This is a genomic window from Amycolatopsis roodepoortensis (assembly GCF_024628825.1).
Classification (GTDB): Bacteria; Actinomycetota; Actinomycetes; order Mycobacteriales; family Pseudonocardiaceae; genus Amycolatopsis; species Amycolatopsis roodepoortensis.
Genome location: NZ_CP102415.1, coordinates 4,393,748 through 4,406,123 on the forward strand (window position 1 = coordinate 4,393,748; position 12,376 = coordinate 4,406,123).

General features: G+C 70.6%; 13 protein-coding genes and 1 pseudogene. 9 read left to right on the forward strand and 5 right to left on the reverse strand.

Annotated elements, in window-relative coordinates:
• Positions 1-374: 374 nt before the first annotated feature.
• Positions 375-1,829: a MocR-like transcription factor YczR gene (gene yczR / locus NQK81_RS20660; protein ID WP_257489404.1), complete on the reverse strand. Its 1,455-nt coding sequence runs from the start codon at positions 1,827-1,829 to the stop codon at positions 375-377.
• A gap of 61 nt (positions 1,830-1,890) precedes the next feature.
• Between yczR and yczE the strand changes: the two genes are divergently transcribed.
• Positions 1,891-2,535 (forward strand): membrane protein YczE, encoded by a 645-nt coding sequence (gene yczE, locus NQK81_RS20665; RefSeq protein WP_257489405.1) that lies wholly within the window; start codon positions 1,891-1,893, stop codon positions 2,533-2,535.
• Positions 2,536-2,761: 226 nt separating this feature from the next.
• Here yczE and NQK81_RS20670 read toward each other — a convergent pair whose 3' ends face one another.
• Together NQK81_RS20670 and NQK81_RS20675 are read right to left on the reverse strand one after the other, a co-directional pair.
• A complete protein-coding gene (locus NQK81_RS20670; RefSeq protein ID WP_257489406.1) occupies positions 2,762-3,286 on the reverse strand; it encodes a Clp protease N-terminal domain-containing protein in 525 nt (174 codons plus the stop codon).
• Positions 3,286-3,495: a sigma factor-like helix-turn-helix DNA-binding protein gene (locus NQK81_RS20675; protein ID WP_004559389.1), complete on the reverse strand. Its 210-nt coding sequence runs from the start codon at positions 3,493-3,495 to the stop codon at positions 3,286-3,288. Before NQK81_RS20675 ends, NQK81_RS20670 begins: the two co-directional genes overlap by 1 nt.
• A gap of 61 nt (positions 3,496-3,556) precedes the next feature.
• Between NQK81_RS20675 and NQK81_RS20680 the strand changes: the two genes are divergently transcribed.
• Positions 3,557-4,330 carry a protein phosphatase 2C domain-containing protein gene (locus tag NQK81_RS20680; protein ID WP_257489407.1) on the forward strand — a complete coding sequence of 258 codons (774 nt, stop codon included), beginning with the start codon at positions 3,557-3,559 and terminating at the stop codon, positions 4,328-4,330.
• A gap of 134 nt (positions 4,331-4,464) precedes the next feature.
• Positions 4,465-4,935 (forward strand): annotated as a pseudogene (locus NQK81_RS20685) (DUF998 domain-containing protein); the annotation flags it as partial.
• 78 nt (positions 4,936-5,013) lie between these two features.
• Here the strand turns inward: NQK81_RS20685 and NQK81_RS20690 are convergent.
• Entirely contained in the window at positions 5,014-6,018 is a 1,005-nt protein-coding gene (locus NQK81_RS20690) for a D-cysteine desulfhydrase family protein (RefSeq protein WP_257489408.1), read from the reverse strand.
• A gap of 61 nt (positions 6,019-6,079) precedes the next feature.
• Here NQK81_RS20690 and NQK81_RS20695 point away from each other — a divergent pair, with 61 nt between their 5' ends.
• Genes NQK81_RS20695 through NQK81_RS20705 form a run of 3 tightly spaced genes read left to right on the forward strand, consistent with a single transcriptional unit; the run spans position 6,080 to position 8,882 of the window.
• Positions 6,080-7,462, forward strand: a complete 1,383-nt coding sequence (locus tag NQK81_RS20695; RefSeq protein ID WP_257489409.1) for an amidase — start codon at positions 6,080-6,082, stop codon at positions 7,460-7,462.
• Positions 7,459-8,007, forward strand: coding sequence for a TetR/AcrR family transcriptional regulator (locus tag NQK81_RS20700; protein WP_192747670.1), 549 nt, complete (start codon positions 7,459-7,461; stop codon positions 8,005-8,007). Before NQK81_RS20695 ends, NQK81_RS20700 begins: the two co-directional genes overlap by 4 nt.
• The gene (locus NQK81_RS20705) at positions 8,004-8,882 is read left to right on the forward strand and encodes an oxygenase MpaB family protein (protein WP_257489410.1); all 879 of its coding nucleotides are present in this window, start codon (positions 8,004-8,006) and stop codon (positions 8,880-8,882) included. Before NQK81_RS20700 ends, NQK81_RS20705 begins: the two co-directional genes overlap by 4 nt.
• 91 nt (positions 8,883-8,973) lie before the next feature.
• Here NQK81_RS20705 and NQK81_RS20710 read toward each other — a convergent pair whose 3' ends face one another.
• Positions 8,974-9,501, reverse strand: coding sequence for a CGNR zinc finger domain-containing protein (locus NQK81_RS20710; RefSeq protein ID WP_257489411.1), 528 nt, complete (start codon positions 9,499-9,501; stop codon positions 8,974-8,976).
• Between the two features lie 54 nt (positions 9,502-9,555).
• Here NQK81_RS20710 and NQK81_RS20715 point away from each other — a divergent pair, with 54 nt between their 5' ends.
• From NQK81_RS20715 to NQK81_RS20725, 3 genes are all read left to right on the forward strand, one after another.
• A complete protein-coding gene (locus tag NQK81_RS20715; protein ID WP_257489412.1) occupies positions 9,556-10,413 on the forward strand; it encodes an alpha/beta fold hydrolase in 858 nt (285 codons plus the stop codon).
• 102 nt (positions 10,414-10,515) lie between these two features.
• The gene (locus NQK81_RS20720; protein WP_257489413.1) at positions 10,516-11,964 is read left to right on the forward strand and encodes a DUF8832 domain-containing protein; all 1,449 of its coding nucleotides are present in this window, start codon (positions 10,516-10,518) and stop codon (positions 11,962-11,964) included.
• The gene (locus NQK81_RS20725) at positions 11,961-12,365 is read left to right on the forward strand and encodes a FixH family protein (RefSeq protein WP_257489414.1); all 405 of its coding nucleotides are present in this window, start codon (positions 11,961-11,963) and stop codon (positions 12,363-12,365) included. Before NQK81_RS20720 ends, NQK81_RS20725 begins: the two co-directional genes overlap by 4 nt.
• Positions 12,366-12,376: the final 11 nt, after the last annotated feature.

Below are 12,376 nucleotides of genomic sequence, written 5' to 3' on the forward strand. Positions count from 1 at the left end.
ACAAGCCGCTTTTCGCCTGCCCCTCTTTCAGGCATCCCCTTTGTCTTTCCGAACGGCCGACCGCGCCCGGCCGGTTCGGATCCCGGCCCCGGCGCCGCGCTGCCCCTGCGGCGCCGGGACCAGCACCGGGTGGACTTCGGGGGCTTCTGCTCACCGCGCCGAGCAGGAGCCGGTCAAGCTCGAAGCCCGCCTGAACCGCGGGCGGTTCCCGGCACGTCGAGGGGCTGTGCCGGGTAACCGCCGCGGTGCCCGTCCCGAGATTCCGGTCTCGGGGCGGGCCGGATAGCCGGTGCGCTGGTCGCGCGGCGCCGATGCCCTCCCTGGAGCATCGAGCGCCCCGCCGGCGCACCGGCTATTTCCGTTTCCAGCCGGGGTCAGGTGACCTGGACGGTGGCCGGGGCGGCCGCGGCGGGGGTCGCGGCCAGCGAAGCGGCGGCCGCGCCCAGCCGCCGCACGGCCTCGAAAAGCCGGTCGGCCGGAAGCGCGTACGGCAGCCGCAGCCAGCGCTCCAGTCCACCGTGGACACCGAACCGTGAGCCCGGCGCCACCTGTACGCCGTGTCCCGCGGCCGCGATGGCCAGCCGCGTGCTCATCGGCTCCGGCAGACGGCACCACACCGAAAGCCCGCCGGACGGCACGGTGAACGTCCATTCCGGGCAGTACCAGTTCAGCGCCCCGGTCAACGCGTCACGCAGCGCCAGCGTCTCCTGACGGCGGTGCGCCAACGCGGCTCCGCCGTCGTCGAGCAGTTCGGCGAGGACGAGCTGCTCGAAGACCGGCGATCCCAGGTCGACGGCGAACCGGGCCGCGATCAGCCTGCCGATGACGTCTTCGGAGGCGCGGATCCAGCCGAGCCGCAGGCCCGCCCAATGCGATTTGGACGACGAGCCGATCGTGATGCCGAGGTCGCCCAGGTACGCGCCCAGTGGCGGCGGCCCGTCGGCCGGATCGCCTTCGTGGTCCAGTTCGACCAGCGTCTCGTCGACGATCGCCGGGGTGCGAGCGCGGCTCAGCGCGGCCCCGAGGCGCTGACGGCTGTCGGCGTCCATGCGCAGGCCGGTCGGGTTCTGGAAGTCCGCGACGAAATACGCGAGCTTCGGCGCGGATTGCCGTAGCGCGGCCTCGATCCCGACGATGTCCCAGCCGGTGGCCGGATCGAGCGGTACCGGCACCGGGATGGCGTGCGCGGCGCCGACGGCCTCCAGCGAGTTCGGGTACGTCGGCTGCTCGACCAGCACCCGGTCGCCCGGACCGGCCAGCATCCGCAGGGCCAGTACGAACGCGTGATGCGCGCCGTTGGTGACCATCACCTGATCGGCGTTGGTCGGCAGCCCTCGTTCGGTGTAGCGGCGGGCGATCCGCTCACGCAGGATCCGCAGGCCGCGTACCTGGTAGGCGTTCTCGCCGAGATGGTCGACCAGCGCCTTGCGCGCGGCGTCCACGGCCGGGACCAGGCCCGCGACGGCGGGCGGGCAAGCCTGGGCGAGGTCGATGAGGTCCTCGCCGGTCGGCAGGACCGTCTCCCGGCCCCGGCCGCCGGGCGACGCGATCCACGAACCCGCCCCACGGCGGCTGGCGACCAGGCCATCGGCCCGCAGCTTGTCCAGCGCGGCGCCGATCAGCGTGCGGCTGACCTCCAGCGCGTCGGCGAGCTCGCGTTCCGCCGGGAGTTTCGTGCCGAGCGGGAGCCTGCCGTCGAGGACCAGCAGCTCGACGGCGGCCGCCAGGTCCGCGGCACCGTGTCGAGAACCACTCTGCCGCCAGTTTCCCAGCAAAATGGCCAATTTTGGGCCCGAAACGCGTCCAGTCAGCGGGATCAGCGGTTCCATAAGGCCAATTGTTCCAGATTGGCCATGGTCAAGGTAGCCACTTACCCCTGATGGTGGAGGCGTGGCACTCAAACTCGATCTCCGACCCGTCGGTATCTCCCAGGACACCACCCGCCGGTCGGTCCAGCTCGTCGCCGGGCTCGTCCTCTACGGCGGCAGCATGGCCATGCTGACCAGGTCGGGGCTCGGCCTCGACCCGTGGGACGTGTTCCACGAAGGGCTGATGAAGATCACCGGGCTCTCGTTCGGCACGGTCACCGCGATCGCGTCGGTGCTGGTGCTCCTGCTGTGGATCCCGCTGCGGCAGCGGCCGGGGATCGGCACCGTCGCCAACATCGTGGTCATCTCGCTCACCGTCGACTTCGTCCGGCTCTTCCTGCCCGACCAGGACGTGCTCGGCTGGCAGATCCTCAACCTGGTCGCCGGCGTGGTGCTCAACGGTCTCGGCGCCGCGGTCTACGTCGGCGCGCGGCTCGGCCCCGGCCCGCGCGACGGGCTGATGACCGGCCTTTCGGCGCGGACGGGCAAGTCGATCCGTCTCGTCCGGACGCTCATCGAGCTCACCGTCCTGGCCGCCGGCTGGCTGCTCGGCGGCACCGTCGGTGTCGGCACGGTCCTCTACGCGCTCGCGATCGGGCCGCTGACGCAGGCTTTCCTGCCGTACGTCATCTGGCGGGAGCGCGCCCACGCGTGTTCGGCGGCGTAACTCGCGTGTTCGGCGGCGTAACTCGCGTGATCAGAGGCGTAACTCGCGTGTGCGGCCTCCAAGCACGCGAGTTACGCCTTCGATCACGTGAGTTACGCGTCTGATCACGCGAGTTGCGCGAAGCGGGCTTCACGTTGCCGCCGGACGGTGAGGCCGGCGGGTGTCGCGAAAGCCACTTTCGCGACGTCTGATGTCCCGAAAGTGGCTTTCGCGACCCGCCTCCCCCTCAGCTGGCCTCCCGCTGTTCGAGCAGGCGCCGGACGGCGAGGTAGTCGATGCCCCGCTGCGCGAGCACGTCGGCCGCGGCACCGGGGACGGCGGTCATCGCGAGCAGCAGGTGCTCGCCTTCGATGCGCTTGCTGCCGACATCGATGGCTTCGCGAAGGCTCTTCTCCAGCACCTTCTTCGCCTCCGGCGTGAACGGCCGATGACCGCGCCCGGCACGACGGCCGCCGGTCAGCGCGCCGGGGCCGTGGGTCTGCTCGACCCGCTCGACGATGTGCTCGACGTCGATGCCGAAACCGCTCAGGGCTTCGACGTCGGCGTCGCTCATCCCGCCACGCCGCCGGACGCGCCGGAGGTCGTCGGCCAGTTCGTCCGCCGGGCAGCCCAGCGCGGTGAGCACGCCGGTGTGCCGCGCGATGGACGTCAGCAGGTGCAACGCGTCGACGTTCCCCGATCCCTCGTCCGACGCCACGCGCTGAGCCCCGACGACGACATCGCGGGCTTCGGTGGTGAAGCGTTCGAACATCAGTGCCTCCCGTACTTCTTGTGCACCGCTTGCCTGCTGACCCCCAGCTCGGCCGCGATCTCCTGCCAGGACCAGCCGTGCACCCGCGCGCTGCGGACCTGCACGGCCTCGAGTTGTTCCAACAGCCGGCGCAAGGCGGCGACGGCGCGCAATCCCACCCGGGGATCGCGGTCGCCGGCTCGCGCGGCCAGATCTGTCGCTTCCGTCATGACGTCAACCTACGTTGACATCCCGCCCGCGTCAACCTCAGTTGACAGTTAGGGTCGGGTCATGGTCGAAATCGCAGTGGCCGAAAGGGACGGAGTAGGCGCGGACGGAGCGACGCGCCCGACCGAAGACCACGTCGCCGTACTCGGCAACGCCGTGGTGGTGCTCGACGGGGCGACCGCGCCGCGGCCGGATCTGCCGTCCGGCGGCTGGTACGCGAGCCTGCTCGTGCACAGCCTGTCGCGGGCGTTGAGCGCGGAACCCCAAGCGGATCTCGGGGTGCTGCTGGCCGAGTCGATCGCCGACGTCGCCCGCCGCGAAGGCCTCGAACCGGGACGATCGCCGTCGAGCACGGTCGCGATCGCGCGCTGGACGGACGACACCGTCGACGGGCTGGTACTCGCCGACAGCCCGATCGTCGCCTTCGGCCCGTCCGGCGCCGATCCGCTCACCGACGACAGGCTGGTCTCGCTGCGCGAAGGCGGCCAGCTCCGCACCGGCGCCGACGTCCGCGCGAAACGCAACGCGCCGGACGGCTTCTGGGTCGCCGAGGCGGAACCGAAGGCCGCCGCCGAGGCCGTCCGCCGCAGTTGGCCGCGTGCGGAGGTCGACGCCCTGCTGCTGGCGACCGACGGCGTCTCGATCGGTGTCGACGAGTACGACCTGTTCGACTGGCCGGAGGTGCTCGCGATCAGCCGGGAGCGTGGTCCGGACGCCGTCCTCGACGCGGTCCGCACGGCGGAGAAACAGGACCCGGACGGCGAGCGCTGGCCCCGCGCGAAAAGGCACGATGACCAGCTACTGGTACTCGTCGACTTCGGGGTAGCCCCAGGGTAAAACCGGGGGCTTCCCGGATCGGAAATCCCCGCCCGCGCGAGCACGCTGGACGCATGACGTTCCCTGGGGAGAGATCGCGGGCCAAGCCCTGGCTGATCGCGTCGGCCGCGGCCATCGGCTGGGCACTGTTCACCATGGTCGTGCTCCACCTGATCAGCTCACGCGATCCGGTGTTCGACACGCTGTCCAGCTACGCCTACGTCGACCGCGGCACGGGCATGCTCGGCGCCAGCGTGCTCTCCCTGTCCATCGGCTCGCTCACCGCGCTCGGCGCGCTGGCCGCGGCCGGGATCCCGCTCAGCCGCACCACGAAGCTGCTGTTCGTGCTGTGGTCGCTCGGGCTGGCGGCCGCCGCGATCTTCCCGGCGAGCTACCCCGAGTTCCCGGATCCGGTCAGCGGCGAGATCCACCTGTACGCCTGCCTCATCGCGTTCCTCAGCCTGCCCGCCGCCGGTTTCACCCTGCGCGACAACCTGCGCGGCACGCCGTCGGCCAAGCTGGTCGGCCGCCTGGCGTGGGGCAGCGCGGCCGGGTTGATCGTCTTCGGGCTCAGCTTCATCTTCGTGCGCCTGTCCGACATCCCGTTCTTCATGACGCTGACCGACATCGCGCCGGTCGGCGTCATGCAGCGGATTTCGCTGGTGGCACACGTGATCCTGATCGCCGGGATGCTGAAGGTCGCGTCAGTGGCGCACCGCGTCGGCGAATTCGGGGGCGTAGCCGTAGAGGCCGGGCAGCCCGCCCGTGTGCAGGAAGACAACGTGCTCGTCGGCCGCGAAATGGCCTTCGGCGGCCCACTCGACCAGCGCGGCACCCACTTTGCCGGTGTACACGGGGTCGAGCGCGATCCCTTCCGTACGGCCGAAAAGCCGCACCGCGTCCCACGTTCCGGCGGTCGGGATCCCGTACCCGGGACCGATCGTGCGGTCGTCGATGTGCAGACCTTCGAGTGACGGCGGTTCACTCCCCAGCAGTACCGAGGCCGCGATGGTGAGGTCGGCCAGGTTGTCGAGGGCTTCGTCGACCGGATGGCTGACGCAGGCGATGTCCAGTGTCAGCCAGTCGAGGTCCGCGGTCCCGACGACGAGCCCGGCGGACGTCCCGCCGCTGGCGTGCGGCGCGACCAGCCGCGCCCTGGTGATGCCCAGCTCGCCGAGCTGCCCGGCGAGCTCCCGCGCGGCCGCCACGTACCCGAGCGCGCCGACGCCGTCGGAACCGCCGACCGGGAACGTGGCCACCTCGCGGCCCTCGGCCGCGGCCTCGGTGATCAGCCGCTCGTAGGTCCTGCCGGTCTCCTCGCCGTCGCGGCAGATGTGCACGTTCGCCCCGAAGAGGTGATCGAGGGAGACATTGCCGGACCGTTCGTACGCGTCACCTTCGCGGGGGACCTTCGCCGTCAGCACGAGCTCGCACCGCAATCCGAGCTTCGCGCAGGCAGCGGCGGTCTGGCGGCCGTGGTTGGTCTGCAGCGCGCCGAAGGTGATCACCGTGTCGGCACCGTTTTCGATCGCCGCGCCGAGCAGGAACTCGAGTTTGCGCAGTTTGTTCCCGCCAACGCCGAGTGGATGGACGTCGTCCCGTTTGAGCAGCAGGTTCGGCAGGCCGAGGGCCTCACCCAGCCGGGGTGCCGGATGCAGCGGCGTGGGATAGCCGCCGAGGTCGACGCGGGGGAAGCGATCGAGGTTCATGCGCGTCACGCTACCCGGTGGTATCGTTCGTTTGAACGAACGAGACGTGCAGGGGGATCCCATGACCACCTCGAAGGCGGACCTCGCGTTCACCGGCCTTGCCGAACAGGCCTCGATGCTCGCCACCGGAGCCACGACGTCGGTCGAGCTCACGCGCTTGGCGCTCGAAAAGGCCGAGGCCAGCCAGCCCGTTCTCAACGCCTTCAAATGCCTTCGCGCCGAAGAAGCCCTTCGCGAGGCGGAGGAGGCCGACCGGAGGCTCGCCGCCGGCGAGACCGGTCCCCTGCTCGGCGTCCCCACCGCCATCAAGGACGACCTCGACGTCACCGGGCTGCCGACGGCGTTCGGCTGCGAAGGCGACTTCTCCGTCGCGACCGCGGACTCCCCGCCCGTCGCCGCGCTTCGCCGGGCGGGCGCGGTGCTCATCGGCAAGACCAACACCCCCGAACTCGGCCAGTGGCCGTTCACCGAAGGCCCGGCGTTCGGCGCGACCCGCAATCCGTGGGACACCGAGCGCACTCCGGGCGGTTCCTCCGGCGGCGCGGCGGCGGCCATCGCGTCGGGGGTGATCGCCGCCGCGCTGGGTTCCGACGGGGCCGGGTCGATCCGGATCCCCGCCGCGTGGACCGATCTGGTCGGGATCAAACCGCAGCGCGGCCGCGTCCCGACCGAACGCGAACTCTTCCACGGCCTGACCGTGGTCGGCCCGCTCGCGCGCACGGTAGCCGACGCGGCCCTGTTGCTCGACGTCGCCGCCGGCACCGGCACCGCGTTCCAGGCGGCCGCCCGCCGCGAACCGGGCCGGATGCGGATCGGGCTGTCCACCAGGATCCCGTTCACCGCGACGAAAACGCGGCTCGATCCGCAGGCGCACGCGGCCGTCGTCCGGCTCGCGGAACGGTTCGCCGAACTCGGCCACGAGATCGTCGAGATCGAACCCGACTACCGGCTGATCGGCCTCACCTTCCTGCCGCGTTCGCTCGTCGGCGTGCGCGACTGGTCCCGTCGTGTCCCGGACCAGGCACGGCTCGACCCGCGCACGCGCGCCAACGCCCGGCAGGGTTCGGCCTTGGCCGGTCCGGCGCTGCGGCTCGCGCGTGCCGCGGAACCGTTGCTGCAACGGCAGATCGGCTCGGTGTTCGGCCGGGTGGACGTCGTCCTCACGCCGACCACGGCCACGCCGCCACCCCGGATCGGCACTTTCGACAAGCTCACCGGCTGGCAGACCGACCAGGCCATGATCGCCGCGTGCCCCTACGCTTGGCCGTGGAACGTGCTGGGCTGGCCGGGGGTCAACGTCCCCGCCGGGCTGAGCCCGGACGGCCTGCCGCTCGGCGGGCAGCTGCTCGGCCCCTCGCACGCCGAGGAACGGCTGATCTCGCTGGCCGCGCAACTGGAAGAGGTCGAACGGTGGCAGGACCGCAAACCCGAGACCGCTTGGTGAACACCCGCGAAGCCATTCTCCACGCCGCGCTCAAGGTGGTCGGGGAACAGGGCGTCGGCGGGCTGACCAACCGCCGGATCGCGACCGCGGCCGGAGTCTCGCTCGGCACGCTGACCTACCACTTCCCCAGCCAGACCGCGTTGCTGCGCGAGGCGATGCTGCTGTTCGTCGAGGAAGAGACCACGAAGCTGACCGGATTCGTCGACGCGTACCGCGAGCAGGGCTTGAGCGTCGAGCAGGCCGCGTCGGTGGTCGAGCAGGTCATCGCGCAGCTGCCCTTCGGCACCGACGAACTCGGCGCGCACGAGCTGTACCTGCAAGCCGCGCGCGACCCCGGGCTCCAGGACGCGGCCGCCCGCTGTTTCGCCGCCTACGACGAACTGGCGCTGGTGATCCTGAAAACGCTCGGCGTGCCTTCCCCGGAACGGCTGACCGGCCCCGTCGTCGCGCTGATCGCCGGCCTCCAGTTGCGTCGGCTGGCCACGGGTGACGACGGCGTCGGCGTGGCGCAGTCGTTGATGATGCTCGTCCGCGGCGCGTCATGAGCGGTCCGCCGATCGTCAAGGGGACGGCGGCGTGGAAGTACTTCGGCGACTTCCGGGCCGGGTTGCTGGCGGGCCAGGTACTGGTGCTGCAGGTCGCGCATCCGGTGGTCGCGGCCGGGGTGCGGGATCATTCCGACTACGTCGAAGATCCGTGGACCCGGCTCATGCGCACGGCCGCGTCGCTGTCCATCTACATCTACGGCGGCCCGGATGGCGCGCGCCACGAAGCGGACCGGCTGCGCGCACTGCACCGCTCGTTCACCGGCGTCGACGACGGCCGCCGGTACAGCGCGCTGAACCCGCACGCCTACGCTTGGGTGCACGCCACGCTCGTCATGGTTCCCGTTGACACACAACGGTTCTATGGAACGCCGATGACACCGTCCGAATTGGACGAGTACTACGCGCAGATGTGCGACGTCGGACGGCTCCTCGGCCTGCGCGAACGGGACATGCCGCCGACGTGGCCGGAGTTCGAGCGGTACTACGCGGAGATGATCGACGGCTTCGGCCCGAACGAGACGATCTCGACGTTGTTCGAAACGATCCGCACGGTGAAGAAGCCGTGGCGATGGCTGCCCGACGAACGATGGGTGCGGCTCCAGCGGTGGCAGCATCGGGGCCAGATGTTCGTCATCCGCGCCACGCTGCCGCCCGCGTTCCGCGATCGCCTCGGTCTACAGTGGACGGATCGGGACCAGCGCCGGTTCGACCGGTTCCGCGCGGCGGTGCGGCTGGCCGGCGGGCTGGTGCCGGTGACGTCGCGGTCCGCGCTCGTGCGCCGGATCGGCAGGCTCAACGTCTGGTTCCGGGCGCATCCGCGCGCGTATCGCTTCCTCGGCGGCACCACCGGCCCCGGAAGTGCCCGCCTTTAGTGCGGTAGGCAAAGTGACAGGTCGCGAAAGCCACTTTCGCGACGCCTGACGTCCCGAAAGTGGCTTTCGCGACAGGACACCGGTTAGTCCGCTAATCGCGCTTTCGGGTGCGGGCGTAGTGGGCGCGGGCCTTCGCCCGGTTGCCACAGCGCGCCATCGAGCACCACTGGCGCGACCGCCTCGGCGAGGCGTCGCAGAACCGCAGGCCACAGTCGTCGGCGGCGCAGATCCGGACCGCGATCTCCTCGGTCGCGAGGTCGATCGTGTCGGCCGCGAGCGCGCCGAGAGCGGCGACGACCGACACCGGCCTCAGTTCCTTCACCGGCTTGCCGTCGTCGTAACGCAGCCACGGCGAAGGCGCGCCGGACGCCATCTCGTTGACCAGAAGGACATCCGCGCTCCGCGGCTCACCCAACAGCACTTTGTCGACGGCTTCCCGCAGCGCCCGCGCGGCCGACAGTTCGCCCGCGCTCGCCTCAGTGATGGCGAAACCCATAAGCCGCAGCCATTCCGCGAGGGCGGCGGGGTCGGTGAGCAGCTCCCGGCCGTCCTCGTGCCGCTCGCGCACGGTGTTCACGAGGTCGAGACACGGTCGCCCGCCGTCGAAGACCCACTCCATCCGATGATTCTAACCCTTGTCATCGGTTAGGACGTCGGTCTACCTTCTAACCCTATGAACCGGTTAGAAAGCGAGACCGCTTCGGTCAACGGCATCCGCCTGCACTACCTGCGTGCCGGAGAGGGCCCCGCGCTCTTCCTCCTGCACGGTTGGCCGCAGACGTCCTTCTGCTGGCACGAGATCATCGGCGAACTGGCCGAAACGCATACCGTCATCGCCCCCGACCTGCGCGGTTACGGAAAGTCGGACAAGCCCCGCGAGGGCTACGACAAGCGCACGATGGCGGCGGACGTCGCCGCCCTCGCCACCCACCTGGGTTTCGAGCGGGTGTCCGTCGTCGGGCACGACCGCGGCGGCCGGGTCGCGCACCGCTGGGCACTGGACCGGCCCGATCAGGTCGACCGGCTCGCCGTCCTCGACATCATCCCCACCAGGGAACTCTGGAAACGCCTCGATACCGGGATCGGCCGCGCCTACTGGCACTGGCTGTTCCACCTTCAGCCGGATCTGCCGGAACTGCTCGCCGGCCGGGACATCGCCGCCTACCTCGGCTACTTCTTCGAGCGCTGGACGCATCAGCGGCAGGGGCTGAGCCGGGAGGCCGTCGACGAATACGTCCGCGCGTTCTCGGCGCCGGGCGCCCTGCGGGCCGGCTTCGACGATTACCGCGCGTCCTTCCCGCACGACGCGGAAGCCGACGACGCCGATTTCGACGCCGGTCGCCGGCTCGAACTCCCCGTGCTGGCGCTGTGGGGAGCGAGCGGTCTCCTGGGAAAGCTGCCGACGCTGGAGATCTGGAAGGACTACGCGAACGACGTCTCCGGTGCGGCGATCGAAGAATGCGGCCATTTCCTCGCCGAAGAACGCCCTCAGGCCCTGCTGGAAAACCTGAAACCGTTTCTTCTCGGCTGAGACCCCCACCTGCGGTAAGGGGCGCGGTCCCCTTTACGGGGGACCCCGGTTCACCCCGCGCCGTGACGCTTTCGGAGACCGTCGTCGTTAACTTCGGCCGGGATGGGGAATTCACCGAGGGGGCGGCGCACGACGCCGTTGGTCATCGCCCGCGTACTCGTGCTCTGCGCGCTGGCGTCCGTTCTGCTGTCCGGCACCGCTCAGGCGGACGGCGTGTCGAGCGGCGCGGACGTCCAGGTCGCGCAGACGCTCGGCACCCGGGACCTCACGGTCATCCTGCGCCGGATGGACATCGCGCCCGGGCCGCTGCACGTCGACGTCGTCACGCACACCGGAAGCGCGCCGGGAACGCTGAAACTACGCGCGTCGACCGCCGGGACGACGTTTTCCGAGACCACCGTGCCGCTGGACGGCAAACCCGGCGCGCATTCCGCGCGGCTCCAGGTCGACCAACCGGGGCCATGGGAGCTCGGCCTCGACGACGGCACGGACACCGCGTCGATCCCGTTCATCGTCCCGGCCAGGGTCATCCCGCCGTGGGAGAAGGCCACCTTCGGCGGTTTCGTCGCCGCGGGCGTCTTCCTGGTGCTCGGTCTCGTCATCGCGATGCGCGTGCGCCGTCCGCAGCTCGCGCTGATCCCCGCCGGCGGGATGGTCGCCGCGCTCGCGGTCGCGATCACCGGCGCGATGCTCTCCGCGTCCACCCCGCCGCCGCCCGCGCCCGGCGCGGAGCTGGATCCGACGATCGACAACATCCGCGACCCGTACGCGAACACGCAGATGTCCACTGTGGACTTCTCCCGGCCGCCGGTGAATCTGGCCGTGCACTCGCCGAACGCGCGATCGGGCGGCCTCGCCGAGGTCCGGATCGCCGTCGCCGACGGCGCGACCGGCCGCCCCGTCGACGACCTTTTGGTGCACGACAACGCGTTGATCCACCTGGTCGTCATCTCGCCGACGGGCAGGCTGTGGCATCTGCATCCGGTGCGGGTCGGCCCCGGTGACTACCGGGTGAAGTTCACCCCGCCCGAGGCCGGGACCTACGCCGTCGCCGCGGAACTCGCCCGGCGAGGCGGCGGCGTGCAGCTGGCCCGCACCACGCTGAGCGTCGCGAGCGGAACGGACTCCCCCGCCGAACCCGTTCCCGCCGGAGCGGGAAAGCGGGTCGTGCAAGGCAACCCGGTCGATGTCGAGGTCCGGCAGGGGAAGCCGACCACGATCACCGCGCGGTTCGGGAAGGCGGATCTCCAACCCTGGCTGGGCATGCTCGGCCACCTGATCGTCGTCGGCCCGATCACCGGCGACCACCGGGTCGGCGCGGATGCCGCTGCCGCGCCGACCTGGGCCCATGTGCATTCGATGATCCCGCAATCGCCTGGGATGCCGGGAAAGCCGGACGAGACCGTCGCCGCGTACGGCCCCGACGTCCCGTTCACCTACACCTTCTCCGCGCCCGGCAAGTACCGGATCTGGTTGCAGGCCGAACGCGAGTACACGGTGCTGACCGTGCCCATGCAGATCGAGGTCCCGGCGGAAGGGGCGCCGCAATGACCACAGTGGACAGACGAAGGCCAGTCCTGCTGATTTCCGTGGTTTCACTACTCGCTGTGGCGATCGCGACTTGGCTGGTCTGGCCGAGCAGCGGCGGGGCACAGGTGCAGCGATCGACGCAGGGCCCGTACACGGTGCAGCTGTCGGTCGAAGACCCGCACCAGGGCGGGAACGTCTTCGCCCTGACCGTCACGGGCGCCACGCCGGACGTCGTCACCCTCGAACCCGTGATGCCGCAGATGGGGCACGCGCTCGCCCCGTCGCCCGCGATCGCGGAGGCACCGGGGAAGTTCCGCACCGGCGACGTCCTGCTGCCCATGTCGGGGCAATGGGAGATCACCGTTTCACTGCGCGGGCCGTCCGGCGCCACGCAGCACGTTTTTCCTTTGCTGGTCAAGTAAAGAGAGGGAGG

Bases quoted from the DNA above. Each gene is read 5' to 3' on its own strand.
- yczR (WP_257489404.1), bottom strand. From the start codon at position 1,829: ATGGAACCGCTGATCCCGCTGACTGGACGCGTTTCGGGCCCAAAATTG.
- NQK81_RS20670 (WP_257489406.1), bottom strand. From the start codon at position 3,286: ATGTTCGAACGCTTCACCACCGAAGCCCGCGATGTCGTCGTCGGGGCT.
- NQK81_RS20675 (WP_004559389.1), bottom strand. From the start codon at position 3,495: ATGACGGAAGCGACAGATCTGGCCGCGCGAGCCGGCGACCGCGATCCC.
- NQK81_RS20680 (WP_257489407.1), top strand. From the start codon at position 3,557: ATGGTCGAAATCGCAGTGGCCGAAAGGGACGGAGTAGGCGCGGACGGA.
- NQK81_RS20690 (WP_257489408.1), bottom strand. From the start codon at position 6,018: ATGAACCTCGATCGCTTCCCCCGCGTCGACCTCGGCGGCTATCCCACG.
- NQK81_RS20695 (WP_257489409.1), top strand. From the start codon at position 6,080: ATGACCACCTCGAAGGCGGACCTCGCGTTCACCGGCCTTGCCGAACAG.
- NQK81_RS20705 (WP_257489410.1), top strand. From the start codon at position 8,004: ATGAGCGGTCCGCCGATCGTCAAGGGGACGGCGGCGTGGAAGTACTTC.
- NQK81_RS20710 (WP_257489411.1), bottom strand. From the start codon at position 9,501: ATGGAGTGGGTCTTCGACGGCGGGCGACCGTGTCTCGACCTCGTGAAC.
- NQK81_RS20715 (WP_257489412.1), top strand. From the start codon at position 9,556: ATGAACCGGTTAGAAAGCGAGACCGCTTCGGTCAACGGCATCCGCCTG.
- NQK81_RS20720 (WP_257489413.1), top strand. From the start codon at position 10,516: ATGGGGAATTCACCGAGGGGGCGGCGCACGACGCCGTTGGTCATCGCC.
- NQK81_RS20725 (WP_257489414.1), top strand. From the start codon at position 11,961: ATGACCACAGTGGACAGACGAAGGCCAGTCCTGCTGATTTCCGTGGTT.